Origin of the sequence: Pseudomonas sp. PvP025 (assembly GCF_017832155.1) — a bacterium.
Lineage (GTDB): Bacteria > Pseudomonadota > Gammaproteobacteria > Pseudomonadales > Pseudomonadaceae > Aquipseudomonas.
The window spans coordinates 5,558,203-5,581,475 of the sequence record NZ_JAFIBJ010000001.1 but is presented as its reverse complement, the minus strand read 5'-3'; the positions used below and the strand labels follow the sequence as shown (position 1 = coordinate 5,581,475).

Below are 23,273 nucleotides of genomic sequence, written 5' to 3'. Positions count from 1 at the left end.
CCGTCAACCACGCTGGCCGCACGCAGGCTTGAATCCGTGGGTAACCCGGCAGGACGCCGGGTTAGCCGCGCTGGGCCAGGGATGGCCCATCGCGGCGGCCCACGGATTCAAGCCTGCGTGCGGGCACACCGAGCCTAAGCGAGGTGCCGAGTGGTGGGGCAAGAGCCCTTTTGGTTACTTTTGGGGCTCTTTTCCAAAAGTGACACGCCGTAAGGGCGGAACCCTACGTAGCCGTTACCGCAGCAACGGATATGTACACCAACACCAAGAGCCCCCATCCCCCACCAAATCAGCCAAACAACCACTTCCACAACAACACCAACACCCCCACCGCCAACACCGGCCGCGCAATCCGGTAAGCCTGGGGATACTTGCGCTTGAACTGTTTAACCCGACCGCTGAACCTGTCGCTGAACGTCTTGCTCCACGCATAAGCCTGGTTAATCCCACCCACCCGCTCATCATCCAGATTCTGCGGCGCAGTCGCGCGCCCCAGCTGCTTACTGACCCAACGGTTGAGACGGGTCATCAGACGGTTGCTCAGCGGACGTTCAATGTCGCAAAACAGGATCACCCGAGTCTGCTCGGTTTCGTTCTTCACCCAGTGCACATAGGTTTCGTCGAACATCACGTCTTCACCATCGCGCCAGGCGTAAACCTGGCCGTCGACAAAGATGCGGCAATCGTCGGAGTTGGGCGTTGACAGGCCCAGGTGATAACGCAAGGACCCGGCAAACGGATCGCGGTGCGGGTTGAGGTGGCTGCCACCCGGCAACAGCGCAAACATCGCGCCCTTGACGTTGGGGATGCTGCTCACCAGCGCCACAGTCTTCGGGCACAGGGCCTCGGCCGACGGCAGCGGTTTGTCGTACCACTTGAGGTAGAAACGCTTCCAGCCCTTCTTGAAGAACGAACCGAAACCGGCGTCATTGTTCTTTTCGGCCGCGCGGATGTAACCCTCGTCGAACAGGTGCATGGCCTCTTCGCGGATCACTTCCCAGTTATCCTTGAGCACGTCCAGCTCCGGGAACTTGCTGCGGTCCAGGTAAGGTTTGGACGGTACCGCGGAGAACAGGTACATCAAGGCGTTATACGGGGCGAACAGCGCCGAATGGTTGACGAACTGGCGCAACATCGGCAAACGGGCCTTGCCGCGCAGGTGCACATACAGCGTACTGCCGATAAACAGCAGCAACACCGACAACTTGGCGGCCAAAGAAAAGGTCATGCAGCAACTCCTGAAAATAAGCGCCTGGCCAACAGCAGACGTAGCAGCCGGCCATGATAAACATTTGGGCCAGTATGCAGAAGGCCCCGGCTGACCAGCTGACACAAATCAAACCCGGCGATCAGCCGGCAGTTGTGGTGAGCATCACGCCTGGTTCTCCTGATCGGTGAACAAGTCGCTGAACAACATGCTCGACAGGTAACGCTCACCCGAGTCCGGCAGGATCACCACGATGGTCTTGCCCTGCATCTCCAGTTTCTCGGCCAGACGCACGGCCACCGCCATCGCCGCGCCGCAGGAGATACCGCAGAGGATGCCCTCCTCCTGCATCAGGCGCCGGGCCATGGCCTTGGATTCCTCATCGGTCACCCGCTCAACGCGGTCGACCATCGACAGGTCGAGGTTTTTGGGCACAAAACCGGCGCCGATCCCCTGGATCTTGTGCGGGCTCGGCTTGATCTCTTCACCGGCCAGCGCCTGGGTGATCACCGGCGACGCCATCGGTTCGACCGCCACCGACAGGATCGGCTTGCCCGCGGTGTGCTTGATGTAGCGCGACACACCGGTGATGGTGCCGCCGGTGCCCACGCCCGCCACCAGCACGTCCACCGCGCCGTCGGTGTCGTTCCAGATTTCCGGGCCGGTGGTTTTTTCGTGGATGGCAGGGTTGGCCGGGTTTTCGAACTGGGCCGGCATAAAGTAGGTGGCCGGGTCGCCGGCGACGATTTCAGCGGCTTTGTCGATGGCGCCTTTCATGCCTTTGGCCGGTTCGGTCAGCACCAGTTCGGCGCCCAGGGCCTTGAGCACCTTGCGCCGCTCGATACTCATGGACGCCGGCATGGTCAGCAGCAGTTTGTAGCCACGGGCCGCAGCGACAAAGGCCAGGCCGATACCGGTGTTGCCGGAGGTGGGCTCGACAATGGTCATGCCCGGCTTGAGTTTGCCGTTGCCTTCGGCGTCCCAGATCATGTTGGCGCCAATGCGGCACTTCACCGAATAGCCCGGGTTGCGCCCCTCGATCTTCGCCAGGATGGTCACGCCGCGCGGCGCAATGCGGTTGATCTGAACAAGAGGTGTGTTACCGATGGAGTGCGCGTTATCTGCAAAAATGCGGCTCATGACGGGTCCCTGGGGCAATGTGAACAAGGCCACAAGGGTATGCCTCAGGCTTTGAGGCGTCCAGTCGGCGGAACGTTGCGCCTGCTGCGGCAGTCCACACCCTATCTGCACGGAGGAGCCTTTCATGAAACGTCGCTACAGCTGGCCACTTTGGACCGTCGCCGCACTGGTGGTTTTCCTGGTGGCACTGAACATCGCCCTGCCCTATCTGGTGCGCAATTACCTGAACGAAAAGCTCGCCAACATGGGCGATTACCGTGGCGAAATTGCCGACGTGGACCTCGCGCTGTGGCGCGGCGCCTACCGGATCAACGGCCTGCAGATCGTCAAGGTGGACGGCAAGGTACCGGTGCCCTTCGTCAAGGCGCCGCTGATCGAGTTCGCGGTGAGCTGGCATTCGCTGTGGTACGACCATGCGGTGGTCGCCGAGGGGCATTTTGTGCGTCCGGAAATCAACTTCGTCGACGGCGGCGCCAACAAGGCCGCGTCCCAGACCGGTAAAGGCACCGACTGGCAGGAACAACTGAGCAAGCTGCTGCCGATCACCCTCAACGAAATGCGCATCGAAGACGGCAAGATCGCGTTCCACAACTTCACCTCCAAGCCAAAGGTCAATATCAACGCCACCGGGGTCAACGCCAGTTTCTACAACCTGACCAACGTGGTGGACGTGGAAGGCAAGCGCGACGCACGCTTTGAAGGCAAGGCGCTGCTGCAAGGCCAGGCACCTCTGGAAGCCAACGCCACCTTCGACCCACTGAGCGATTTCGAAGAGTTCGAGTTCCGCTTCCGTGCCCGCGACCTGCAACTGACGCGCATGAATGACTTCGCCTCGGCCTATGGCAAGTTCGATTTCAAGGCCGGCACCGGCGATGTAGTGATCGAAGCCCAGGCCGAGAAAGGCCAGCTGCGCGGCTATATAAAGCCGCTGCTGCGCGATGTGGAAGTGTTCGACTGGCAACAGGATGTCGAAAACAAGGACAAGAATATCTTCCGTTCGATCTGGGAAGCCGTGGTCGGCGCCAGCGAGACGGTGCTCAAGAACCAGCGTAAAAATCAGTTCGCCACCCGCGTGGAATTGAGCGGCAGTGTGCATCAGCAGAATGTCAGCGCGTTTGGCGCGGTCATCGCGATCCTGCGCAATGGCTTCATCCAGGCCTTCAATGCCCGTTACGAACAACCCAAGCCGAGCGCCGATTAAAACGGTGGGAAGGGACTTGCTCCCGATGGCGGTGTGTCAGTTTATACATCCATGACTGAACCAACGCTATCGGGGCAAGCCCCCTCCCACATTGATTGCATTGGCCGGAAATGAACGTGACCGTCCATTCAGAGACTGAATAACCCGTCTGCGTTCACAGTCGCCGGGGCCGCGCGGTATAGTCCGGGCATTGATGAATCCGAGGACACACCGATGAAGTTCGAAGGCACCCAGGCCTATGTGGCTACCGATGACCTGAAACTGGCCGTCAACGCCGCCATCACCCTGGAGCGGCCGCTGCTGGTCAAGGGCGAACCGGGCACCGGCAAGACCATGCTCGCCGAACAGCTGGCCGAATCCTTCGGCGCCCGGCTGATCACCTGGCACATCAAATCCACTACCAAGGCGCACCAGGGCCTCTACGAGTACGACGCGGTCAGCCGCCTGCGCGACTCGCAGTTGGGCGTGGACAAGGTGCACGACGTACGCAACTACCTGAAGAAAGGCAAGCTGTGGGAGGCCTTCGAGGCCGAAGAGCGGGTGATCCTGCTGATCGATGAAATCGACAAGGCCGATATCGAATTCCCCAACGACCTGTTGCAGGAACTCGACAAGATGGAGTTCTACGTCTACGAAATCGACGAGACCATCAAGGCGAAGAAACGCCCGATCATCATCATTACCTCCAACAACGAAAAAGAGCTGCCGGACGCGTTCCTGCGCCGCTGCTTCTTCCACTACATCGCGTTCCCCGACCGCACCACCCTGCAGAAAATCGTCGATGTGCACTACCCCGACATCAAGAAGGACCTGGTCAGCGAAGCGCTGGACGTGTTCTTCGACGTGCGCAAAGTGCCGGGCCTGAAGAAAAAACCTTCCACCTCCGAACTGGTCGACTGGCTCAAGCTGCTGATGGCCGACAACATCGGCGAAGCGGTGCTGCGCGAGCGCGACCCGACCAAAGCCATTCCGCCGCTGGCCGGCGCACTGGTCAAGAACGAGCAGGACGTGCAGTTGCTGGAACGGCTGGCATTCATGAGCCGTCGCGGTAATCGCTGATGCTGCTCAACCTGTTCAATGAAATGCGCGCCGCCAAGGTGCCGGTGTCGGTGCGCGAGCTGCTTGACCTGATCAACGCGCTCAAACAGCGCGTGACCTTCGCCGACATGGACGAGTTCTACTACCTGGCGCGGGCGATTCTGGTCAAGGACGAGCGGCATTTCGACAAGTTCGACCGCGCCTTCGGGGCCTACTTCAACGGTCTGGAAAAACTCGACGACCACCTGCAGGCGCTGATCCCCGAGGACTGGCTGCGCAAGGAGTTCGAACGCTCGCTGAGCGATGAGGAACGCGCGCAGATCCAGTCCCTCGGCGGCCTCGACAAGCTCATCGAGGCATTCAAGAAACGCCTGGAAGAACAGAAGGAACGCCACGCCGGCGGCAACAAGTGGATCGGCACCGGCGGCACCAGCCCGTTTGGTTCCGGCGGCTACAACCCGGAGGGCATACGCGTGGGCGATGCCGGCGAGCGCAAGGGCAAGGCCGTGAAGGTGTGGGACCAGCGCGAGTACAAGAACCTCGACGATCAGGTCGAGCTGGGCACGCGCAACATCAAGGTGGCCCTGCGCCGCCTGCGCAAATTCGCGCGCCAGGGTGCGGCCGAAGAGCTGGACATCGACGGCACCATCGATCACACCGCGCGCGACGCCGGCCTGCTGAATATCCAGATGCGCCCGGAACGGCGCAACACCATCAAGCTGTTGCTGCTATTCGATATCGGCGGCTCGATGGACGCCCATGTGAAGATCTGCGAAGAGCTGTTCTCTGCGTGCAAGACCGAGTTCAAACACCTGGAGTACTTCTACTTCCACAACTTCGTGTACGAGTCGGTGTGGAAGAACAACCAGCGCCGCACCTCGGAGCGCACCTCAACCCAGGACCTGCTGCACAAGTACGGCGCCGATTACAAAGTGATCTTTATCGGCGACGCGTCGATGGCGCCCTATGAAATCACCCAGGCCGGCGGCAGCGTCGAACACTGGAACGAGGAGCCGGGCTATGTGTGGATGCAGCGCTTCATGGCCAAGTACAAGAAGCTGATCTGGATCAATCCGTACCCGAAGGACACCTGGGGCTATACGGCGTCGACGGGGATTGTGCGCGAGTTGGTGGAAGATCAGATGTACCCGCTGACGTTGCGCGGGCTGGAAGAAGGCATGCGCTTTCTATCCAAATAACGGTGAGAGTCCCCACTACCTCTTCGACGTAGCGCTGTCGCGCAGCAAGCTGGGGCCTCTGTGGCGAGCGGGCTTGCCATTTCGGTCGGCTCTCAGGCCGCCGCGCTCTTGATCTTGATCTTGATCTTGATCTTAGGCGCCCCGTCAAACACGCTGGCCGAACGCAGGCTTTGGAGCGTGGGTAACCCGGCAGGACGCCGGGTTAGCCGCGCTGGGCCATGGATGGCCCATCGCGGCGGCCCACGCTCCAAAGCCTGCGTTCGGGCACACCGAGCCTAGGCGAGGTGCCGAGTGTTGGGGCAAGAGCGTTTTGCTTACTTTTGCGCTTTTCAAAAGTGAGCCGCTGTAAGAGCGGAACCGCCAGCAGCCGTTACAGCAGAAACGGATATGTACACCGAAAAAGTCGCACCGCTCTTTGCTTTGAACATCACGCTGGCTTAACTGAACGGCATTGGGGGGCGCAGCGCCCCCAATCAAGGAAAACGCGGTGTACCTGACCCTGCCCGGAGCATGGCTTTGGGGCTGCTGCGCAGCCCAACGCAGGACAAGCCTGCTCACCACAGGAAACTGGCTGCTTGAAATTTCAGGTTTTAAATCAAAAAGTTATTTTGTGTTTGATAAGAGGGGGCTGGCTCCCACAGTGGATCGAGCCGCTATTTAAAGGCCTTTGAGGTCACGCTCTTCAATCGGACGGCTCTGGCGCAGGCGCTTGCCGCCCAGCACCACCCAGTCGATCAGGCGGAACAGGCATTCGATGCCGAACGACAACAGCATCGCCCCACCCAACCCCCAGCCCATCGCTTCGGGGGTCAGCAGGATCTGGTAACTGTAGCCATTCCAGGTCTCCCGGCGAATGTCCGGGTTGGCGGCCACCGCCACCTGCAGGGCGCGGATGTACCAGGGGCCTTGCATGGCCTGGAACTGCTTGTCCAACGCAAGCTGGCGGTCAAGCATGGCACCCAGGCTGTTGGCGTCGCTCTGGAACACCGGGTCATCACTGGCGCGGTAATGGGCCACCAGCGCCTGCAGGTCGCCCTTGAAAAACTGCTGCGCGGTGGTCTCGAACCCGCGCAGGCCGGTCTGGGCCTCGATCAGGTGGGCTTCGACGCGCTTGGCGTAGTCGTTGATGAAACCCGGCACTTGCACGCCGACCAACAGGCCAATGGCAAACAGCACCAACCGCAGATAGCTGAGCAACATGGTCGATATCCTTACTCGGTAACGCCCTGGCTGACGCATTCACCGCGTCGCCACAGGCTCCATTGGCCCGGTTCGTAGCGGGTCCAGTTTTCGTTGTCGGTCAACGGTTCGGTGGCAATCACCGTCACCACGTCATTGGGCGTGGTTTCGGCCTGGAAATCGACGATCACGTCGACATCCTTCAAGCGCGCCGGGCCAAAGGGTGCGCGTCGGGTGATCTGCGCCAATTTAGTCGTGCAATAGCAAAACAGCCAGTCGCCGTCGCTGAGCAGGCAGTTGAATACGCCCTTGCTGCGGTATTCGGTGCAGGCGGCGATCAGGTCGGGCAGCACCTGCTTGATGTCCACCGGTTCCGGGAAGGCTTCGCGCACACGGTTGAGCAGATCGCAGAAGGCCGCTTCGCTGTCGGTGTCGCCCACCGGGCGGTAAAAAGTGGCGCGCGGATTGAACTGCGCCAGTTGGCCGTTGTGGGCGAAGCACCAGTTGCGGCCCCACAGCTCGCGCACGAACGGATGGGTGTTGGCCAGGCTGACCTTGCCGACGTTGGCCTGGCGGATATGCCCGATCACCACTTCGCTCTTGATGGGATAACGCTGCACCAGCAGCGCGACTTCCGACTCACTGCTCGCCGCCGGGTCCTGGAACAGGCGCAGGCCACGGCCTTCGTAAAAGGCAATGCCCCAACCGTCACGGTGCGGGCCGGTGCGCCCGCCGCGCTGCATCAGCCCGGTAAAGCTGAACACGATATCGGTGGGGACGTTGGCACTCATGCCCAATAATTCACACATGCCAGGGCTCTCGCTGCAACGTTAAAGGCGCGGTTCGACCCGCGTGCCGCTGGCGGGTGCCGGACGGTGGAAAGGCTCGTCGTCTTCAGCCGGCTCCTGGGCCAGCGCCGCATCGAACGCAGCCTTGCGCTCGCGGCGCGCATTGGCGGCGCGCTCGATGGGCCAGCGAATCAACACGATGACGATATACACGGCGAAGACGATCATCGTGTACATGAACAAATCGGAAATCGCCCGCCAGGCGTTGTTGCCGACCTTGAGCACCAGGTCCAGCGCGGTAATGGCCACGGCCGGCGCAAACTGGGTCTTGACCGGATCGACGATGGTCGGGCTGAACAGCAGCACCGCCATCAGCAATTGCAGTGGCTCGCGCAGCCAGCGCCAGATCCAGCGGGTCATGCGCCACCACACCAACAGGCAGCCCAATGCGGCGAAGGCGTAAAGGCCCCAGGCAATCAGATAATCGTTCTCGGTCATGGTGTCCATGGCAAGGCTGGCAAAGAGGCGGCTATGATAACGGCTTTTGCGTGTCGCGGCTGCAATGCCTGCCACCGTCCGCCAGACAGAGAGTGATCCATGCCCCTATCCAATGCCCCGATCGCCCGCAAGGCCCCAGGTCCAGACCCGTACGCCTGGCTGCAGGAGCGCGATAACGCAGACGTCCTCGACTACCTCAAGGCCGAAAACGCCTGGCAGCAAGCCCAGCTCGCCGACCAGCAGGCGCTGCGCGACACGCTGTTCGAGGAAATCAAGGGCCGCATCCTCGAGACCGACCTGTCGCTGCCCTCTCCGTGGGGCCCGTATCTGTATTACACGCGCACCACCGCCGGCGACGAATACGCCCGCCACTACCGCTGCCGCCGCCCTGTCGACGACAGCAATCAGGTGGATGAAGACAGCGAAGAACTGCTGCTGGACCCGAACGCCTTGGCTGGCGGCGGCTTTTTCTCGCTGGGCGCCTTCAGCATCAGCCCCGACCACCAGCGCCTGGCCTACAGCCTCGACACCAGTGGCGAAGAGATCTACACCCTGTTCGTCAAGGAATTGTCCTCGGGCAAGGTCAGCGAACTGGAATTCCAGGACTGCGACGGCAGCATGACCTGGGCCAATGACAGCCTCACCCTGTTTTTTGGCGAGCTGGACGACACCCATCGCCCGCACAAGCTGTATCGCTACCGCCTGGACGGCACGGCGGCACAGGAAGTGTTCCACGAACCCGACGGGCGTTTCTTCCTGCACTGCTACCGTTCCAGTTCCGAGCGCCAGCTGCTGCTGGCCCTGGGCAGCAAGACCACCAGCGAAATCTGGGCACTGGACGCAGGCCAGCCGCACCTGGACTTCACCTGCCTGGCGCCTCGCGTCGAAGACCATGAATACGATGTCGACCACGGCCAGCTTGACGGTGAGTGGACCTGGTTTATCCGCAGCAACCGCGACGGCATCAATTACGCGCTGTTTGTCGCCGCCGACACCGGCACCGTGCCCGGCGAGGCCGACTGGCACACGCTGATCCCCCACAGCGACGAGGTGATGCTCGACGGCGTGAGCCTGAATGCCCGCGCCATGACCCTGAGCCTGCGCATCGGCGGCCTGCCGGTGATCGAAGTGCATGCCGAGGGCGTGCCGGCCTATCGCGTGGAGTTACCCGACGCCGCCTACAGCCTCTACGTACAGAACAGCCTGGAATTCCCCAGCGACAGGATCCGCCTGCGCTACGAAGCGCTGAACCGCCCGGCCCAGGTGCGTCAGTTGGAGCTGGCCAGCGGCGCGCAACAGGTACTCAAGGAAACCCCGGTACTCGGCGCATTCAATGCCGATGACTACGTCAGCCAGCGCCTGTGGGCCACCTCGGCCGACGGCACTCAGGTGCCGATCAGCCTGGTGATCAAGCGCGACCAACTGGGCAAGCCGACCCCGCTGTACCTCTACGGTTACGGCGCCTACGGCCAGAGCCTCGACCCGTGGTTCTCCCACGCGCGCCTGAGCCTGCTGGACCGTGGCGTGGCGTTCGCCATCGCCCACGTGCGCGGTGGCGGCGAGCTGGGGGAAGCCTGGTACCGCAACGGCAAGCAGGCCCACAAGCAGAACACCTTCAGCGACTTTATCGCCTGCGCCGAACACCTGATTGCCGAGGGCCTGACCACCTCCCGGCAACTGGCGATCAGCGGCGGCAGTGCCGGCGGTCTGTTGATCGGCGCGGTGCTCAACCAGCGTCCGGCGCTATTCCAGGCGGCGATTGCCGAAGTGCCGTTTGTGGATGTGCTCAACACCATGCTCGACCCGGAGCTGCCGCTGACGATCACCGAGTACGACGAATGGGGCAACCCCGAAGAGCCCGAGGTGTATGCGCGCATCAAGGCGTATGCGCCGTACGAAAACGTCAGCGCCCAGGCCTACCCGGCGCTGCTGGTGATCGCCGGCTACAACGACAGCCGCGTGCAGTACTGGGAAGCGGCCAAATGGGTCGCCAAGCTGCGCGACACCGCCACCTCCGACAACCTGCTGCTGCTCAAGACCGAACTGGGTGCGGGCCACGGCGGGATGAGCGGTCGCTACCAGGGGCTACGCGACGTGGCGCTGGAATACGCGTTTGTGTTCAAGGCGCTGGCACTCGACGCTTAACCACCGGGGGTCTTCGGTTTGCTGTCGTTCTGCTGCAGGCCAGGCACGGTCTGGTCCTTGGGCGGCGTCGGCAACACGATCGGCACCAGCGCCGGCGAGCCGTCGGCGTTGGCTTTAGGCAACGCCGGCGGCGTCACCTGCGGGTACAGCGTCGGCGTCGGAGTGCCCGGCGCGCCTGGGGTTGGCGCGGGGGCGGCCGGTACACTCTGCACCTCCTGCGCCTGCGCGGCACCCAATGTGAGCGCGCCGAGCACAATGACCGTTAGAATGCTGCACTTCATCGATGGCTCCATGGCCTGACCGGAATGCCTCAAGGCTACTCCCAACCGCGCAAGAATGCCCTTCCCAATGAGATTTCCATGAAACGTTTCATTCTGCTCGACACCACCCCGATCCCCGACAACGGCGGCGCCCTGTGCCTGTTCGAATACGGCGAGGATTTTGTCATCAAGATCCAGGGCGGTGACGGCGGCCAGCTGATGAACACCCGCATGCACGGCTCCGAGGATGCCCTGGCGGAAATTCCCTGCCGCAAGGTGGCCGGGCGTCCCGGTTCACGGGTATTGATCGGCGGGCTGGGCATGGGTTTTACCCTGGCTTCGGCGCTCAAGCACCTGGGCAAGACCGCCGAAGTGGTGGTGGCCGAGCTGGTGCCCGGCGTGGTGGAGTGGAACCGCGGCCCGCTGGGCGAAAAATCCGGCCGCCCGCTGCTGGACCCGCGCACCGTGATCCGCCTGGAAGACGTGGCCAAGGTGCTGCAGGCCGAACCCCAGGGCTTTGATGCGATCATGCTCGACGTCGACAACGGCCCCGAAGGCCTCACGCAAAAAGCCAACAGCTGGCTCTACTCCGCCGGTGGCCTGGCCGCCTGCGCCAAGGCACTGCGGCCCAAGGGCGTATTGGCCGTGTGGTCGGCCAGCGCCGACAGGCTGTTCAGCGACAAACTGCGCAAGGCCGGCTTCAAGGCCGAGGAAGTGCAGGTATTTGCCCATGGCAACAAAGGCACCCGGCACACCATCTGGATCGCCGAAAAACTGAAAGCCTGATACCAGACACCACAAATCCCCTGTGGGAGGGGGCTTGCTCCCGATAGCGGTAGCTCAGTCACCGATGTGTTGACTGACACACTGCTATCGGGAGCAAGCCCCCTCCCACATTTCTAACCTGTTTCAGCGCAGGGATTTGCGGTAGTCAAAGATGTACGGCACTTTATTCTCGAAGGTTTTCTCCAGCGCCTTGCGATCCAGCTCGCTCATGCCGCCCAGTTGATGAGCGGTAAACCCGCTGTCACCCACCTTCGAGCCTGGCGCCAGGCTGACCATGCGCTTGGCAACGGCTTCGATGGCGTCCTTGTAGCCACCTTTGCTGTCCAGGTTGTACTGGCTCAAATCAATCTGCGTGCGCAGCCAGTCGCCCCAGTAAAACTCCAGAAATTCGGGGGCAATCTCGCCATCGTCCGGCTTGCCATAGGCGGCCTTGCGGGTGAAATACACCAGGCTGCGAAAGGTGTCGTTCTGCAGGTGCTTGAAGCCCAGATGCGCCGGCAACTGCTCAGGCGCCAGGGTCCGGCCCTGACTGTCCTTGAGCCAGACTTTGCGCGCCGCTGCCATACGCTGCCAGAAGGTGTTCATGTCCGGGCTGCTGCTGAAATCGTCGGTCACCCGGACCCACATTTTCAAGCGCGCTCCGCCGCCGGGCACTTCCCACAGCGTGGTGAAGCTGTGGTGACCGTCGGTCAGGTACAGCTGGCCGCCGGGGCCGACCACGACGGTTTTCATCTCATCCGGGTGAGCACCTACCGGATCCTCGCAGGTAAAGCTCTCGGGGTGATGCAGGTCGGCCTTTTTCGGCACCTTTTTCGCTTCGCCCTGGCCGTTGGTTTCGCAGTACTCGTCAAAGACCTTGGCCGGTTTGGCGGCGAACAACCCCAGGCTGTAATAGATCTGGTCAAAACCCACCACGGCCTGGGTGGGATGCAACTGCTCGAGGGCCACTTCGATCACCTGCCCGGGCCTGGGCACAGAAAGGGCGTGGGCGTGGGCAGTCACCCCACACAGCAGCAATGCAGCAATCCATGAATGCAGACGCATGAAGTTGAATCCTTATGGCTAAAGTGAAGCGGTTATTTAGCGCGCGAGCAGCTAGAATCCACGGTATCCGTGAACCCTCAAACAGCCAGGAGCCATGATGAGCTCGACCAACCCGCCCTCCCACACCGCCAAGCTGGACCGCATTCTCGCCGATGCCCAGCGCGACCGGGAAATGGGCTATCGCGACAAAGCCCTGAAAATGTACCCCCACGTGTGCGGCCGCTGCGCCCGTGAGTTCGCCGGCAAACGCCTGAGCGAACTGACCGTACACCACCGCAACCATAACCATGATGACAATCCTCAGGATGGCTCCAACTGGGAATTGCTGTGCCTGTATTGCCATGACAACGAGCACTCGCGCTACACCGACCAGCAGTATTTCGGCGAAGGCTCCACCAGCAGCCCGACGATTGCCAAGGCCACGCACAACCCGTTTGCGGCGTTGGCGGGGTTGATGAAGAAAGACAGCTGAACATCGTCATCGCCTGTACCGGCCTCATCGGGGGCAAGCCCCCTCCCACACTGAAATGCAGTCCAACAGTGGGAGGGGCTTGCTCCCGACAGCGATCGTGCAAGCACCGCATCACTTCAAGGCCGTATAATCGCGCCTTTTCGTCAAGGCACCCTTCCCCGTGGGCAATAAACGCTACAGCTGCATTGGTCTGTATAACCCCAAATCACCCGAGAACGTCGGCTCGGTGATGCGTGCCGCCGGCTGCTACGGCGTGGCCTCGGTGTTCTACACCGGCGTGCGTTACGAGCGCGCGCGGGATTTCATCACCGACACCAAAAAGGTCCACCACGACATTCCGCTGATCGGCATCGATGACCTGAAGAAAATCCTGCCTCTGGGCTGCATCCCGGTTGCCGTGGAGCTGGTGGAAGGCGCCCGTCCGCTGCCCGAATACACCCATCCCGACCGCGCGCTGTATATCTTCGGCCCCGAAGACGGCTCGCTGGATAAAGAGATCCGCGACTGGTGCGAAGACGTGGTGTACATCCCGACCACCGGCTGCATGAACCTTGCCGCCACCGTCAATGTGGTGCTCTACGACCGCCTGGCCAAGGGCAACAACACCCGCTCGGGGCCCAAGTACTGATTTTTCGGGAACATCCGGCGCCGGCCAGCAGTCAGCTATTTACACTAGCCCTTGTTGGAGACGGATCATGAGTGACAGCACACACCTGCGACCTATCATCGAGCACCTGCAGCCCGCCCCGCAGCATGAGCAAAACGTGCACGGCTGGGAACGCATCGGCTCGGTGGCCGGCGGTTTCATCATGCTGGGCAAAGGCCTGCGCCGTGGCGGCGTGTTCGGCCTGATCCAGGTGGCAATCGGCGGCGTGGCGCTCAAGCGCGGCTTTACCGGCCACAGTTCGCTCAAGGACAAGCTGGAGCAGGGTCGTCAGGAGATGAACAGCCTGCGCACCAAGATTGAACGGTCCGGCGCAGAGCTGAACAACCTCAAGACCAAAGCCGAAGTGGCCGCCGAGAAAGCGGTAAAAACCACCGACTGATCAGGCTTTCATGCCTGTTGAACATCCAAATGTGGGAGGGGGCTTGCTCCCGATGGCAGTGTGTCAGTCAACACATCAGTGACTGAACTACCGCCATCGGGAGCAAGCCCCCTCCCACATTTGCCCTGGTGTGTGTGCTTCCAGATCAGTGCAGTAATCTGGAATCGAGCACCGTTGATGGCTCACCGATAATGCTTGCAGCCAACTGCACAAATTGCGCCGTGTTCACGCTGTCAGCCCGCATCACCGCCTGTGCCAGATCATCCAGGGACCGCTTGTTATGGGTCTTCACGCGGATCTCACGGTCCAGGTCCTGCAACACCAGCACCGCCCGCGCCACCGTGGCGCCGCTGACGTGTTCGCCGCGCAGGCTGGTCACGTCCTTGCCCTGCTTGCCCAGCCGCGCCTGAATTGCGGCATAGCGCTCATCGGTAATCCCGCCGGCACGGCGCATCAACTCAATCGCATAAAACTCGCCGAACCCTTCGCTGATCCAGTCGCTGGTGTCGTGGTCATTGAATCGCCCGATGGCCTGCACCACTTCACGCAGCAATGGGCTGCTGCCACTCTCACTCACCAGCGGCGTGCGGCTGTTGAGGTAGATCGAGTCACGCGCCGCAAACGCGCCACGGCGCATCGGGTCGCTGGCGCCCACCACCAGCAGCTTGGCCGGGTGACGCGGGAACGCGGCCTCCACCTGCGGCCAGACGAAGGTCAGCAAGGTCAGCACATCCATGCGGCGCATGGCCTGGCCCTTGGGCGAGGCCACGGTGACGTCGGTGTCCCCCAGGCGCACGCGGCGGCTGCCGAGGGTGCCGGCGAGCATCCAGCCGGTGGGCCGGTCGAACAGGCGCGACACATTGTCGATGCGGAATTTGTGCTTGCCGATGCGCGGCCAGGCGGTCTCGACGCTTTTCCAGCCAGGCGGCAGCTCGAACACCAGGCGCGAGACCAGTTCGACACCGTCCTGCTGGTCCAGGTGCGCGGTCGGCACCAGGTCTTCACCGCGAAACAGAGCCCAGCTCGGCGTCATCCGCGCTTCATAGGTACCCGGCTTGCGCGCATGGCTCAGGCGCACGCGGTAAGTGAGGCTGGCCTTGTCGGCATCGGGTTGCCACAGGCCACGGCTGCCGGTGACCTTCCACTGGCCGTCGGCCTTGAAGTCGCTGTAGTCGCCCGCTTGGCCCAGCTCGAAATTCAGGCTGCGCACCGCCGCGCCGTGGGACAGGCTTACGCGCACTTCGGCCTGATCGCTCTGGGGCAGCAGCTTGACGTGATAGTCCAGGTCGACCTTTTTCGCACACCAGGCCGAGCTGCTCATTGTCAGCAGCGTCAGGGCGACCGCCAGCTTGATCACTTCCCTCATACCCACTCCTGGTTCAGCCCGCGCGGAAAATCAGGTAATCCTCCCAGTCATCCTCGGGCACGCTGCCTTCGCTGAGCATGCGCCCGGACTGGGAAATGCGTTCGTGGTGCACGGCGTCGCGGTCGCCGCAGACCAGGTGGTGCCACAACGGCAGGTCCTTGCGCTCGCTGACCAGCCGGTAGCCGCAGGTGGGCGGCAGCCATTTGAACTGGTCGGCCTGGCCGGGGGTGAGCTGGATGCAATCGGGCACCGAGGCCCTGCGGTTGGGGTAATCGGTGCATTGGCAAGTGTTCAGGTCGAGCAGTTTGCAAGCGATGCGCGTGTAATAGACGCTGTTGTCGTCTTCATCTTCAAGCTTTTGCAGGCAGCACAGGCCGCAGCCGTCGCACAACGACTCCCATTCTTCCTGGTCGAGGTGTTCAAGGGTTTTGCGTATCCAGAAGGGTTCGACTTTGGCGGCCATGGCTCTGCATCGGTATCGGTAGGTGAAAAGGCCGCCAGTCTAGTGCCCAAGCCGCCTGGAACCAAGCGCTGGCGACTGGCGGTGTTACAAAGCTTGTCAGGCCAACGAGTGCGCAGTAGCGTTGAGCGCCACATTGACGATCAGGAGCCCCCATGACACGTGTTGCCGATTACCCGATCCACCCGCAGTTCACCGAGCGCTGGTCGCCCCGCGCCTTCACCGGCGAAAGCATTCCACAGGAGACCTTGCTGAGTTTCTTCGAAGCAGCTCGCTGGGCGCCGTCCGCGTACAACTCGCAACCCTGGCGCTTTCTCTACGCGCGCCGTGACACGCCGGACTGGGAGCGTTACCTGGGCCTGCTCAACGAATTCAACCGTAACTGGGCGCAGCATGCGTCGGCGTTGGTGATCATCGCCTCGAAAACCGACTTCATTGCGCCCGGCGCCAGCGAGGAAACTCCGGCGCTGTGGCACACCTTCGACACGGGTTCCGCCTGGGGCCACCTGGCGCTGCAAGCCAGCCTCAGCGGCTGGCATACCCATGGCATGGCCGGTTTCGATCAGGCATTGACCCGCAAGGAACTGAAGATTCCCGAGGGTTACGCGCTGCACGCGGCGGTGGCCGTGGGCAAGCTGGGCGACAAATCGACCCTGCCGGACTACCTGCAGGGCCGTGAAGGGCCGTGAAGTGCCGAGCCCGCGCAAGCCGTTGAGCGAATTAGTGTCCGAAGGCGACTTCAGCCTGTAAGCAGGCGGGCAGCCAATGTGGGGAGGCACTTTCCCCACATTGGCGATGGGTCAATAACCGCGTTCGAAGTCCACTTCACCGCGCAGGGCTTCACGGGCCTGATACGCGCGCAGGTTCTGCACAAACAAATCCACCATCATCGACGGCGAGGTCGGCGCCGAGCTGTGCCCGGTCAGCAGCAGGCCCCACGCGGTCCAGAACGGATGGCGTTGCGGCAGCGGCTCCTGGCGACACACATCGATCACCGCGCCAGCCAGGTGCCCTTCTTTCAGCGCCTCGACCAGGTCGGCGTCGACCACCGCCACGCCGCGCCCGACGTTCATGAACACGCCCGTCGGTTTGAACTGCTTGAACAGCGCCGCGTTATACAGGTCGTGGGTTTGCGCCGTGTTGGGCAGCAGGTTGATCACGTAGTCTGCCTCTCCCACCAGCCGCTCCAGTTGATCAAGCGCGGCCACTTCAACGAACGGCGCCTGCTCCCGCGCGGTGCTGGCGATGCCGTACAGCTTCACACCGAACGGCACCAGGAACTCGGCAACACGCTGGCCGATATCGCCGGTGCCGACGATCAGCGCCGTGCGCCCCGCCAGGCTCTGGCCGGTGCGATTGTCCCACTTGCGCTCCACCTGGCTGACCAGACGCGCCAGCACTTCACGCTCGTGGCCCAGCATGTAGGTGAGCACGAACTCGGCCATGACCTGGCCAAAGATGCCCACCGCACGGGTCAGGCGATAGCCGCGCGGCAGGCCGTCGGCCAGCAGCGGCGTGATGCCGGCCCAGGTCGATTGCAGCCACTGCGGCTGATGCCCCTGGCGCAGCAGGGTCGCCAGCAGGTCCGGCTGGCCCAGCCATACCGGGCAATCGGCGGCCAGGCGCGAGAGCTCGGCCGAGTCGCCGCTGGTCAGCACCTCAAGGTCCGGCGCGGCGTCGCGCAACAGTTGGGCGTAGAGCGGGTGATCCTGTTCAGCAATCAGAACACGCATGGTTAAAACCTTTCAAAAACAGTGCAGACGGCCGCCCGCATCCTTGCGGCCACCGCCCACTCATTACGATTGCGTTGAAGAAAGTGCCCCGGCAGGGCACCCACCGATCACATCGGGTCGTTGCGGCGCAGCAGCTCTTCGGGCAAGTGTTCGATGTACTCGTCCTCGGCCGGCGGCATTTGCAGGTGGTAGCCCTGCTTGTCGAGGTTTTCCAGGACCACCAGGATATCTTCGCGCGACAGCTTGCGCTCCGGGCTCAGCACCATGTCGAAGGCGTGGTGCGGCTTGCCGAAGGCGGCCATCAGGGGCTCGGGCACGCGCTCGAGGGCATCGCTTTTGAGCACGTAGAGGTACATGCCGTCTTTTTTCAGGCTGCGGTAGATGGAGCAAATACGTTTCAAGGCTGTTCTCCGGCAGAGGCCAGGCTGTCGAGCAGCGCCTGGCCCATCAACGCGCGGCGCCAGCCACGCAGCGAGTCGGGCAATGTATAAGGCCCATCGGGGTAGCCACTCTTGACCAGGGCTTCGAGGGTTTTCTTGCGCAGCATCAGCTCCGGCGCCATGTCCAGGCGTTCGGCTTCGGCCTGGCCAAGGGCGCGCAACTGCTTGATCAGCGCGGCGGCGTCCACCGGCAGCGGCTCGGCCACGGCCGGTGGCCATTGGTCCATGGGCACGCTGGCGGCGCGCTTGATCAGGTCGAGCAGGAACGGACCGTCCTGGCGCACGGTGCGCGGGTGCATGTCTTCGATCTTGCCCAGCGCGACCAGATTGTCCGGCTGGGATTTGGCCAACGGCCACAGCGAGTGTTCGCGAATGATGCGGTTGCGCGGCAAGTCGCGGGCCCGCGCCTGCTGCTCGCGCCAGGCGCACAGTTCACGCAGCACGGCCAGTTGCGCGCGGGACAGTTTCCACGCCAGCTTGGCATCGCGGTACAGCTCGTAGGGGTCGATCTCGCGGCGCAGGTTGGCCACCAGTTCGGCACCGTCTTCCAGCACCCAGGCGTATTTATCGTCGGACAACTGCGGACGCAGACGGATGTAGACCTCGGCCAGGTGCACCGCATCTTCGGCGGCGTAGCTCACCTGCGTGTCGGACAATGGCCGCTGCAGCCAGTCCGAGCGGGTCTCGCCCTTGGGCAGCTCGATATCGAGCACGGCCTGCACCAGGCGCGAATAGCCCATGGAGAAGCCGAGGTTCAGGTAGGCGGCCGCCAACTGGGTGTCGAACAACGGCACCGGCAGGCTGCCGGTCAGGCGCAGCAGTACTTCAAGGTCTTCGCTGCAGGCGTGCACCACCTTGATCACCGCCGGATTTTCCAGCAGCGCGGCCAGGGGTTGCCAGTTGTCGATGGTCAGGGGGTCGATCAGGTAAGCGCGTACGCCATCACCGATCTGGATCAGCCCGGCGATGGGATAAAAGGTGTCGACCCGCATGAATTCGGTGTCGAGGGCGACGAATGGCAACTGCTGCCATTCGGCGCAATGCTGGCCGAGGCTATCGTTGTCGCAGATCCAGTGAATATCGATGGCCACACGGCTCTCCCTTGAAGAATGGCGCGCAGTATATATCGCGAAAGGGCCTTGCGAGCATTCGCAGTGCACAGGCAATCATGAAAACTCGGACAGTCACTGAAGAATAGTCCGACAGGCGGGAGTTATCCCCTCTTACGCAGTACGTAAACCCGCCAAAGCCGGGAGCCCGGCATGAATTCCTGATGTTTCAGGACCTTGAAGCCTGCCTGGCGAAATTCGCCTTCCACGAAGGTACGTGAGGGCACGGAGACAATCACGGTGTCGCGGCTGACCCGGTGAAACTCGCGCAGCAACGCCAGACGCCCTTCTGCGCTGGGCACATGGCGAAACAACTCCAGGCAGAAAATGCAGTCCACTGCATTCGCCGACAAGCCGATGGAAAACGCTGATCCCTGGAAGGTCTTGACCCGCTTGAGCAATGCCGCCGGGTGGTGGGTAAGCGCGTGGTCGAGCATGTCCTGGGAGTTGTCCGAGGCGAGGATCACGCGGTTGATGTGCTCGCCCAGCACCGGCCAGAATCGCCCCGAACCGCAGGCCAGGTCGAGGATCAGGCCCGGTTCGCCGGCCACTTTCAGGGCCTGGCGCACCAGCCATTCGTCGCGCCACATCGCCAGGCGCCGCCGCAGCCTGGGCGGATGCGGGTCGCCGCAGACCCGCGCGTGCTCCTGGTCATAGCGCTCGGCGAAGTCAATCTCGATGGAGGATGGAGGTTGTGGCGACATCATGGGCTCATCAGGGTGGAACGGAAGTGAACGACCTTGGTGGACAGCTTAACCAGTGCAACGTGAAAAAAAGGTTGAAAGCCGCAGGCGTCGCGTCAATGCTCGCGCCTACAAAAAAACTGCCCCAAGGACCCGCCCCCATGAAAGCTTCCCTGGCCCTGTGTGTACTGGCGTGCTCGGCAACCACCGCCCTGGCCGACCCCGCCCCGTCACGCCTCGATGAGGTGATCCAGCGCGGCACGCTCAACGTGTGCACTACCGGCGACTACAAGCCCTACAGCTCGTTGCGCGCCGACGGCCGCTATGAAGGCATCGACATTGCCATGGCCGAGTCCCTGGCCCAGAGCCTCAACGCGAAGATCAACTGGGTGCCCACCACCTGGAAAACCCTGATGCCGGATTTTCTCGCGCAACGCTGCGACATCGCCGTGGGTGGTATTTCGCTGTCGCTGGAGCGCCAGAAAAAAGCCTTCTTCAGCGAATCCCTCGGCGTCGACGGCAAGATCCCGCTGGTGCGGTGCGCCGATGTGCAGCGCTACCAGACCGTGGAGCAGATCAACCAGCCGCAGGTGCGGGTGATCGAGCCGGCAGGCGGCACCAACGAGGTGTTCGCCCGCGCCCACCTTGCCCAGGCGCAGATCCGCCTGCATGACAACGTGACGATCTTTGACGAACTGCTGGCCGGCAAGGCCGACGTGATGATCACCGACGCCAGCGAGGCGCGCTACCAGCAAAAGCTCAAGCCCGGACTGTGCGCGGTCAACCCCGAGCGGCAGATGCAATACAGCCAGAAAGCCTTCCTGCTGCCGCGCGATGATGTGGCGTGGAAAAGCTATGTCGACCAATGGCTGCACCTGAGCGTGGCGACCGGGGTGTACGACGGCATCGTCAACCAATGGCTGGCGGCGCCCTGAGCCAAGTCCGTCTACGCTGCTGTCACATCAATAATAAAGAGGGATGAAACATGAAGGCATTGCTGCGAATCACCTGGCTGCTGCTGATCTGCGCCAGCCAGGTGCATGCCGCGACGGCGCAGGAAGAAGACGCCGAGGCGGCCAAGGCGTTGCTGCAAAAAGCCGTGGCCTACTATCAGAGCAATGGTGACAAGGCCCTCGCGGCATTCAGCCGCCAAGGGGAGTTTGTCGACCACGACCGTTATGTGTTCGTGGTTGACACTAAAGGCGTACTGCTGGCCAGTGGCGGCCCGTCCTCGGCGTTGATTGGCCGTGATGTGTCCGAAGTGCTGGGCCCGGAGTTGCGCCAATCGTTCAAGGACGCGCTCAAGGTGCCGGAAAACCAGGGCGTGCAGCAGGCCGACTACCGCTGGCAGAACTGGAACGACGGCAAGGTCGAGCACAAGCATGTGTTTTACCAGCGGGTGGGCGAGCGCATTCTGGCGGTGGGCTATTACCTGCCACGGGCCACCCCGGAGCAGGCGCGGGCGCTGCGCAACAAGGCGGTGAACGCGTTGGTGAAGGATGAGGCGGGCACGCTCAAATCGATCAACTCGTTGCAGGGCGGGTTCCTGCAGGACGACCTCTACGTGTTCGTGGTCGACCTCAATACCCGGCGCTACGTGGCCCATGGCACCACCCTGCGGCTGATCAACACCGACTTCAGCAAGGTCAAGGACCCGGACGGCAGACCGGTGGGCGAGCCCATCCTCAAAATAATGGCCGAGCAAGACCAGGGCGAATACAAATACCGCTGGCAGAACCCGGTGACCGGCAAGGTCGAGAACAAGCATGCCTATGTGCGCAAGAGCGGGCACTTCATGGTGGCGGTGGGTTATTACAGCCCATGATCCGGCGCTGAAATGCAGTTCCTTGTGGGAGGGGGCTTGCTCCCGATGGCGGGGTGTCAGGCACAGGTGCTTTAACTGAAGCACTGCTATCGGGAGCAAGCCCCTTCCCACCTGTGGATCTTCGCTGATCAGTCAGCCGGCTTTGTCTTCGCGGCCGCGCAGCACCTGATTGGGCATCGCAATGGCCGCCGCCAGGCCCAGCAGCGACACCGCCGCACTCACCATCAGCAAATGCCGGAACGTCACCGCCAGCTCCGCGCGCAGGGCGTCCTGCGCCGGGCCGGGGGCGGCGTTGAGGCCGTCGAGCAGCACGCTGCCGGAACTGCCTTCGGCCGCCAGCGCGCCACTGGCCATGTGGACGAAGCTGGAATCCTGTAACAGCGCCAGCAGCAGCGCCGACATGCAGGCCACCCCCACCGCCCCGCCGAGGGAGCGGAACAGGTTGGTGGTGCTGGTGGCCACGCCAATGTCGCGTTGCGCCACCGAATTCTGCGTGCCCACCAGTGAGGTAGGAAACTGCATGCCGGCGGCGATCCCGCACAGCACCATGAACAACGCCGTCATCCCGACCGCCTGCGGCGCACTCAAGGCCATGCCGAGGATCGCCAGGGGGCTCAACAGCGCACCGCTGAGGATCATCGGTTTGTAGCGGCCGGTCACCGAGGTGAGGCGCCCGGCACAATAAGCGCCCATCGGCAGGCCCATCGCCAGCGGCAACAGGTGCAGGGCCGCGCTGTCGGCGCCGGAACCGGTCACGGTCTGGTAACGCAGCGGCATCAGCACGGTCAGGGAAATCGCCTGGAAGCTGGTGATGAAAATCGTGCACCAGCACAGCACCGCGCTGCGGTTGGCGAACAGGTGCATCGGCAACAGCGGCTCGCGGGCGCGGCGCTCGTGCCACACGAACACCGACAGCGCCACCAGCGCACAGGTCAGCAGGCCCAGCACCTGCGGGTCACGCATGGCATGGCCCTGGCCGATTTCGGTGATGCCCAGCAGCAACGCGGTGAGGCCGATGATCATCAGCACGGTGCCCAGGTAATCGATGATCGGTTTGCGCTGCGGCGCCGGCAGCCCGCGCAGGGTGCGATGGGCCACGTACCAGGCGCCGGCGCCCAACGGCAGGTTGATCAGGAACACCCAGCGCCACGACAGGTACTCGGTCATCAGCCCGCCCAGCACCGGGCCGGCCACGCTGGCCACCGCATACATGCTGCTGAAGTAGCCCTGGTAGCGCCCCCGCTCGCGGGGCGCAATGATGTCGCCGATGATCGCCTGGCTCACCGAGATCATGCCGCCGGCGCCGATGCCCTGAAGAATCCGCGCCAGCACCAGTTGCTCCATGCTTTGCGCCATGCCACAGAACAGCGACGCCACGGTGAACAGGCCCATGCCGATCAGCATCATCGGGCGGCGCCCGTACAGGTCGCCGAGCTTGCCGTAGATCGGCACCGCCACCGTCATCGCCACCATGTAGCCAGAGATCACCCAGGCCAGCAGGTCGACGTCGTGGAACCGCGCGGAAATGGCCGGCATCGACACGGCGACGATGGTCTGGTCGAGCGCGCCGAGAAAGATCGCCAGCATCAACGCGATGAGGATGCTGCGCACGGCGGGAACCGGTGGAACGGGCTGATTGAGCTGAGTCACGGCA

At 62.7% G+C, this 23,273-nt stretch carries 25 protein-coding genes and 1 pseudogene; 12 read left to right on the top strand and 14 right to left on the bottom strand.

The features are described 5' to 3' along the window. Positions 1 to 289: 289 nt before the first annotated feature. Positions 290 to 1,228: an aspartyl/asparaginyl beta-hydroxylase domain-containing protein gene (locus JOE32_RS24470; RefSeq protein ID WP_209990065.1), complete on the bottom strand. Its 939-nt coding sequence runs from the start codon at positions 1,226 to 1,228 to the stop codon at positions 290 to 292. Between the two features lie 144 nt (positions 1,229 to 1,372). Then, the gene (gene cysK, locus JOE32_RS24465; RefSeq protein ID WP_209990062.1) at positions 1,373 to 2,347 is read right to left on the bottom strand and encodes a cysteine synthase A; all 975 of its coding nucleotides are present in this window, start codon (positions 2,345 to 2,347) and stop codon (positions 1,373 to 1,375) included. Positions 2,348 to 2,471: 124 nt separating this feature from the next. Here cysK and JOE32_RS24460 point away from each other — a divergent pair, with 124 nt between their 5' ends. The 4 genes from JOE32_RS24460 to JOE32_RS24445 all read left to right on the top strand — a co-directional run bounded on the left by JOE32_RS24460 (position 2,472) and on the right by JOE32_RS24445 (position 6,446). Further along, the gene (locus JOE32_RS24460; RefSeq protein ID WP_209990060.1) at positions 2,472 to 3,548 is read left to right on the top strand and encodes a DUF748 domain-containing protein; all 1,077 of its coding nucleotides are present in this window, start codon (positions 2,472 to 2,474) and stop codon (positions 3,546 to 3,548) included. Positions 3,549 to 3,761: 213 nt separating this feature from the next. After that, on the top strand, positions 3,762 to 4,607 hold the full coding sequence (locus JOE32_RS24455) for a MoxR family ATPase (protein WP_209990058.1): 846 nt from the start codon (positions 3,762 to 3,764) through the stop codon (positions 4,605 to 4,607). Further along, positions 4,607 to 5,785, top strand: coding sequence for a VWA domain-containing protein (locus tag JOE32_RS24450; protein ID WP_209990055.1), 1,179 nt, complete (start codon positions 4,607 to 4,609; stop codon positions 5,783 to 5,785). The genes JOE32_RS24455 and JOE32_RS24450 overlap by 1 nt, the downstream gene beginning before the upstream one ends. Positions 5,786 to 6,272: 487 nt before the next feature. Then, entirely contained in the window at positions 6,273 to 6,446 is a 174-nt protein-coding gene (locus tag JOE32_RS24445; protein WP_209990052.1) for a hypothetical protein, read from the top strand. On the opposite strand, the gene JOE32_RS24440 is transcribed toward JOE32_RS24445, so the two are convergent. From JOE32_RS24440 to JOE32_RS24430, 3 genes are read right to left on the bottom strand one after another with little or no spacing between them, the layout of a single operon-like run. Continuing rightward, the gene (locus JOE32_RS24440; RefSeq protein ID WP_209990048.1) at positions 6,443 to 6,985 is read right to left on the bottom strand and encodes a DUF2937 family protein; all 543 of its coding nucleotides are present in this window, start codon (positions 6,983 to 6,985) and stop codon (positions 6,443 to 6,445) included. The two genes, JOE32_RS24445 and JOE32_RS24440, sit on opposite strands and share 4 nt — an antisense overlap. Positions 6,986 to 6,996: 11 nt before the next feature. Next, the gene (locus JOE32_RS24435; RefSeq protein WP_209990046.1) at positions 6,997 to 7,773 is read right to left on the bottom strand and encodes a class II glutamine amidotransferase; all 777 of its coding nucleotides are present in this window, start codon (positions 7,771 to 7,773) and stop codon (positions 6,997 to 6,999) included. 21 nt (positions 7,774 to 7,794) lie between these two features. Continuing rightward, the gene (locus tag JOE32_RS24430) at positions 7,795 to 8,325 is read right to left on the bottom strand and encodes a hypothetical protein (RefSeq protein ID WP_057009543.1); all 531 of its coding nucleotides are present in this window, start codon (positions 8,323 to 8,325) and stop codon (positions 7,795 to 7,797) included. A 24-nt stretch (positions 8,326 to 8,349) separates the two neighbouring features. On the opposite strand from JOE32_RS24430, the gene JOE32_RS24425 reads away from it, so the two are divergent. Beyond that, entirely contained in the window at positions 8,350 to 10,395 is a 2,046-nt protein-coding gene (locus JOE32_RS24425) for a S9 family peptidase (RefSeq protein ID WP_209990043.1), read from the top strand. Here JOE32_RS24425 and JOE32_RS24420 read toward each other — a convergent pair. Next, positions 10,392 to 10,676 (bottom strand): hypothetical protein, encoded by a 285-nt coding sequence (locus JOE32_RS24420; protein WP_209990041.1) that lies wholly within the window; start codon positions 10,674 to 10,676, stop codon positions 10,392 to 10,394. The two genes, JOE32_RS24425 and JOE32_RS24420, sit on opposite strands and share 4 nt — an antisense overlap. Before the next feature lie 78 nt (positions 10,677 to 10,754). Here JOE32_RS24420 and JOE32_RS24415 point away from each other — a divergent pair, with 78 nt between their 5' ends. Beyond that, positions 10,755 to 11,441 carry a hypothetical protein gene (locus tag JOE32_RS24415; RefSeq protein WP_057009540.1) on the top strand — a complete coding sequence of 229 codons (687 nt, stop codon included), beginning with the start codon at positions 10,755 to 10,757 and terminating at the stop codon, positions 11,439 to 11,441. 123 nt (positions 11,442 to 11,564) lie between these two features. Here JOE32_RS24415 and JOE32_RS24410 read toward each other — a convergent pair whose 3' ends face one another. Next, positions 11,565 to 12,485, bottom strand: a complete 921-nt coding sequence (locus JOE32_RS24410; protein WP_209990038.1) for a ParB/Srx family N-terminal domain-containing protein — start codon at positions 12,483 to 12,485, stop codon at positions 11,565 to 11,567. Between the two features lie 97 nt (positions 12,486 to 12,582). Here JOE32_RS24410 and JOE32_RS24405 point away from each other — a divergent pair, with 97 nt between their 5' ends. From JOE32_RS24405 to JOE32_RS24395, 3 genes are all read left to right on the top strand, one after another. Further along, positions 12,583 to 12,957 carry a YajD family HNH nuclease gene (locus JOE32_RS24405; RefSeq protein WP_003172528.1) on the top strand — a complete coding sequence of 125 codons (375 nt, stop codon included), beginning with the start codon at positions 12,583 to 12,585 and terminating at the stop codon, positions 12,955 to 12,957. Positions 12,958 to 13,117: 160 nt separating this feature from the next. Next, on the top strand, positions 13,118 to 13,585 hold the full coding sequence (locus tag JOE32_RS24400) for an RNA methyltransferase (protein ID WP_003189607.1): 468 nt from the start codon (positions 13,118 to 13,120) through the stop codon (positions 13,583 to 13,585). 67 nt (positions 13,586 to 13,652) lie between these two features. Beyond that, entirely contained in the window at positions 13,653 to 14,003 is a 351-nt protein-coding gene (locus JOE32_RS24395) for a DUF2892 domain-containing protein (protein WP_209990034.1), read from the top strand. Positions 14,004 to 14,148: 145 nt separating this feature from the next. Here JOE32_RS24395 and JOE32_RS24390 read toward each other — a convergent pair whose 3' ends face one another. Both JOE32_RS24390 and JOE32_RS24385 read right to left on the bottom strand, forming a co-directional pair. After that, positions 14,149 to 15,369 carry a hypothetical protein gene (locus JOE32_RS24390; protein WP_209990031.1) on the bottom strand — a complete coding sequence of 407 codons (1,221 nt, stop codon included), beginning with the start codon at positions 15,367 to 15,369 and terminating at the stop codon, positions 14,149 to 14,151. 13 nt (positions 15,370 to 15,382) lie between these two features. Beyond that, entirely contained in the window at positions 15,383 to 15,832 is a 450-nt protein-coding gene (locus JOE32_RS24385; RefSeq protein ID WP_209990028.1) for a YcgN family cysteine cluster protein, read from the bottom strand. A 152-nt stretch (positions 15,833 to 15,984) separates the two neighbouring features. On the opposite strand from JOE32_RS24385, the pseudogene JOE32_RS24380 reads away from it, so the two are divergent. Then, positions 15,985 to 16,579, top strand: a pseudogene (locus JOE32_RS24380) (nitroreductase family protein). Positions 16,580 to 16,629: 50 nt separating this feature from the next. Here the strand turns inward: JOE32_RS24380 and JOE32_RS24375 are convergent. From JOE32_RS24375 to JOE32_RS24360, 4 genes are all read right to left on the bottom strand, one after another. Continuing rightward, positions 16,630 to 17,562: a D-2-hydroxyacid dehydrogenase gene (locus JOE32_RS24375; RefSeq protein ID WP_209990025.1), complete on the bottom strand. Its 933-nt coding sequence runs from the start codon at positions 17,560 to 17,562 to the stop codon at positions 16,630 to 16,632. A gap of 107 nt (positions 17,563 to 17,669) precedes the next feature. Next, positions 17,670 to 17,963, bottom strand: coding sequence for a YcgL domain-containing protein (locus tag JOE32_RS24370; protein WP_209990023.1), 294 nt, complete (start codon positions 17,961 to 17,963; stop codon positions 17,670 to 17,672). Continuing rightward, positions 17,960 to 19,093: a ribonuclease D gene (gene rnd / locus JOE32_RS24365; RefSeq protein WP_209990019.1), complete on the bottom strand. Its 1,134-nt coding sequence runs from the start codon at positions 19,091 to 19,093 to the stop codon at positions 17,960 to 17,962. Before rnd ends, JOE32_RS24370 begins: the two co-directional genes overlap by 4 nt. Positions 19,094 to 19,215: 122 nt before the next feature. Further along, positions 19,216 to 19,815: a class I SAM-dependent methyltransferase gene (locus JOE32_RS24360; RefSeq protein ID WP_209990016.1), complete on the bottom strand. Its 600-nt coding sequence runs from the start codon at positions 19,813 to 19,815 to the stop codon at positions 19,216 to 19,218. 140 nt (positions 19,816 to 19,955) lie between these two features. Here JOE32_RS24360 and JOE32_RS24355 point away from each other — a divergent pair, with 140 nt between their 5' ends. Both JOE32_RS24355 and JOE32_RS24350 read left to right on the top strand, forming a co-directional pair. After that, positions 19,956 to 20,729 (top strand): transporter substrate-binding domain-containing protein, encoded by a 774-nt coding sequence (locus JOE32_RS24355; protein WP_209990014.1) that lies wholly within the window; start codon positions 19,956 to 19,958, stop codon positions 20,727 to 20,729. Positions 20,730 to 20,779: 50 nt separating this feature from the next. Further along, on the top strand, positions 20,780 to 21,619 hold the full coding sequence (locus tag JOE32_RS24350; RefSeq protein ID WP_209990012.1) for a cache domain-containing protein: 840 nt from the start codon (positions 20,780 to 20,782) through the stop codon (positions 21,617 to 21,619). 132 nt (positions 21,620 to 21,751) lie between these two features. Here JOE32_RS24350 and JOE32_RS24345 read toward each other — a convergent pair whose 3' ends face one another. After that, positions 21,752 to 23,269, bottom strand: coding sequence for an MDR family MFS transporter (locus tag JOE32_RS24345; protein ID WP_209990010.1), 1,518 nt, complete (start codon positions 23,267 to 23,269; stop codon positions 21,752 to 21,754). Positions 23,270 to 23,273 lie beyond the last annotated feature (4 nt).

Excerpts from the sequence above, each read along its gene's own strand:
- JOE32_RS24470 (WP_209990065.1), bottom strand. The coding sequence starts at position 1,228 with ATGACCTTTTCTTTGGCCGCCAAGTTGTCGGTGTTGCTGCTGTTTATC.
- cysK (WP_209990062.1), bottom strand. The coding sequence starts at position 2,347 with ATGAGCCGCATTTTTGCAGATAACGCGCACTCCATCGGTAACACACCT.
- JOE32_RS24460 (WP_209990060.1), top strand. The coding sequence starts at position 2,472 with ATGAAACGTCGCTACAGCTGGCCACTTTGGACCGTCGCCGCACTGGTG.
- JOE32_RS24455 (WP_209990058.1), top strand. The coding sequence starts at position 3,762 with ATGAAGTTCGAAGGCACCCAGGCCTATGTGGCTACCGATGACCTGAAA.
- JOE32_RS24450 (WP_209990055.1), top strand. The coding sequence starts at position 4,607 with ATGCTGCTCAACCTGTTCAATGAAATGCGCGCCGCCAAGGTGCCGGTG.
- JOE32_RS24440 (WP_209990048.1), bottom strand. The coding sequence starts at position 6,985 with ATGTTGCTCAGCTATCTGCGGTTGGTGCTGTTTGCCATTGGCCTGTTG.
- JOE32_RS24435 (WP_209990046.1), bottom strand. The coding sequence starts at position 7,773 with ATGTGTGAATTATTGGGCATGAGTGCCAACGTCCCCACCGATATCGTG.
- JOE32_RS24425 (WP_209990043.1), top strand. The coding sequence starts at position 8,350 with ATGCCCCTATCCAATGCCCCGATCGCCCGCAAGGCCCCAGGTCCAGAC.
- JOE32_RS24420 (WP_209990041.1), bottom strand. The coding sequence starts at position 10,676 with ATGAAGTGCAGCATTCTAACGGTCATTGTGCTCGGCGCGCTCACATTG.
- JOE32_RS24415 (WP_057009540.1), top strand. The coding sequence starts at position 10,755 with ATGAAACGTTTCATTCTGCTCGACACCACCCCGATCCCCGACAACGGC.
- JOE32_RS24410 (WP_209990038.1), bottom strand. The coding sequence starts at position 12,485 with ATGCGTCTGCATTCATGGATTGCTGCATTGCTGCTGTGTGGGGTGACT.
- JOE32_RS24405 (WP_003172528.1), top strand. The coding sequence starts at position 12,583 with ATGAGCTCGACCAACCCGCCCTCCCACACCGCCAAGCTGGACCGCATT.
- JOE32_RS24395 (WP_209990034.1), top strand. The coding sequence starts at position 13,653 with ATGAGTGACAGCACACACCTGCGACCTATCATCGAGCACCTGCAGCCC.
- JOE32_RS24390 (WP_209990031.1), bottom strand. The coding sequence starts at position 15,369 with ATGAGGGAAGTGATCAAGCTGGCGGTCGCCCTGACGCTGCTGACAATG.
- JOE32_RS24385 (WP_209990028.1), bottom strand. The coding sequence starts at position 15,832 with ATGGCCGCCAAAGTCGAACCCTTCTGGATACGCAAAACCCTTGAACAC.
- JOE32_RS24375 (WP_209990025.1), bottom strand. The coding sequence starts at position 17,562 with ATGCGTGTTCTGATTGCTGAACAGGATCACCCGCTCTACGCCCAACTG.
- JOE32_RS24360 (WP_209990016.1), bottom strand. The coding sequence starts at position 19,815 with ATGTCGCCACAACCTCCATCCTCCATCGAGATTGACTTCGCCGAGCGC.
- JOE32_RS24355 (WP_209990014.1), top strand. The coding sequence starts at position 19,956 with ATGAAAGCTTCCCTGGCCCTGTGTGTACTGGCGTGCTCGGCAACCACC.
- JOE32_RS24350 (WP_209990012.1), top strand. The coding sequence starts at position 20,780 with ATGAAGGCATTGCTGCGAATCACCTGGCTGCTGCTGATCTGCGCCAGC.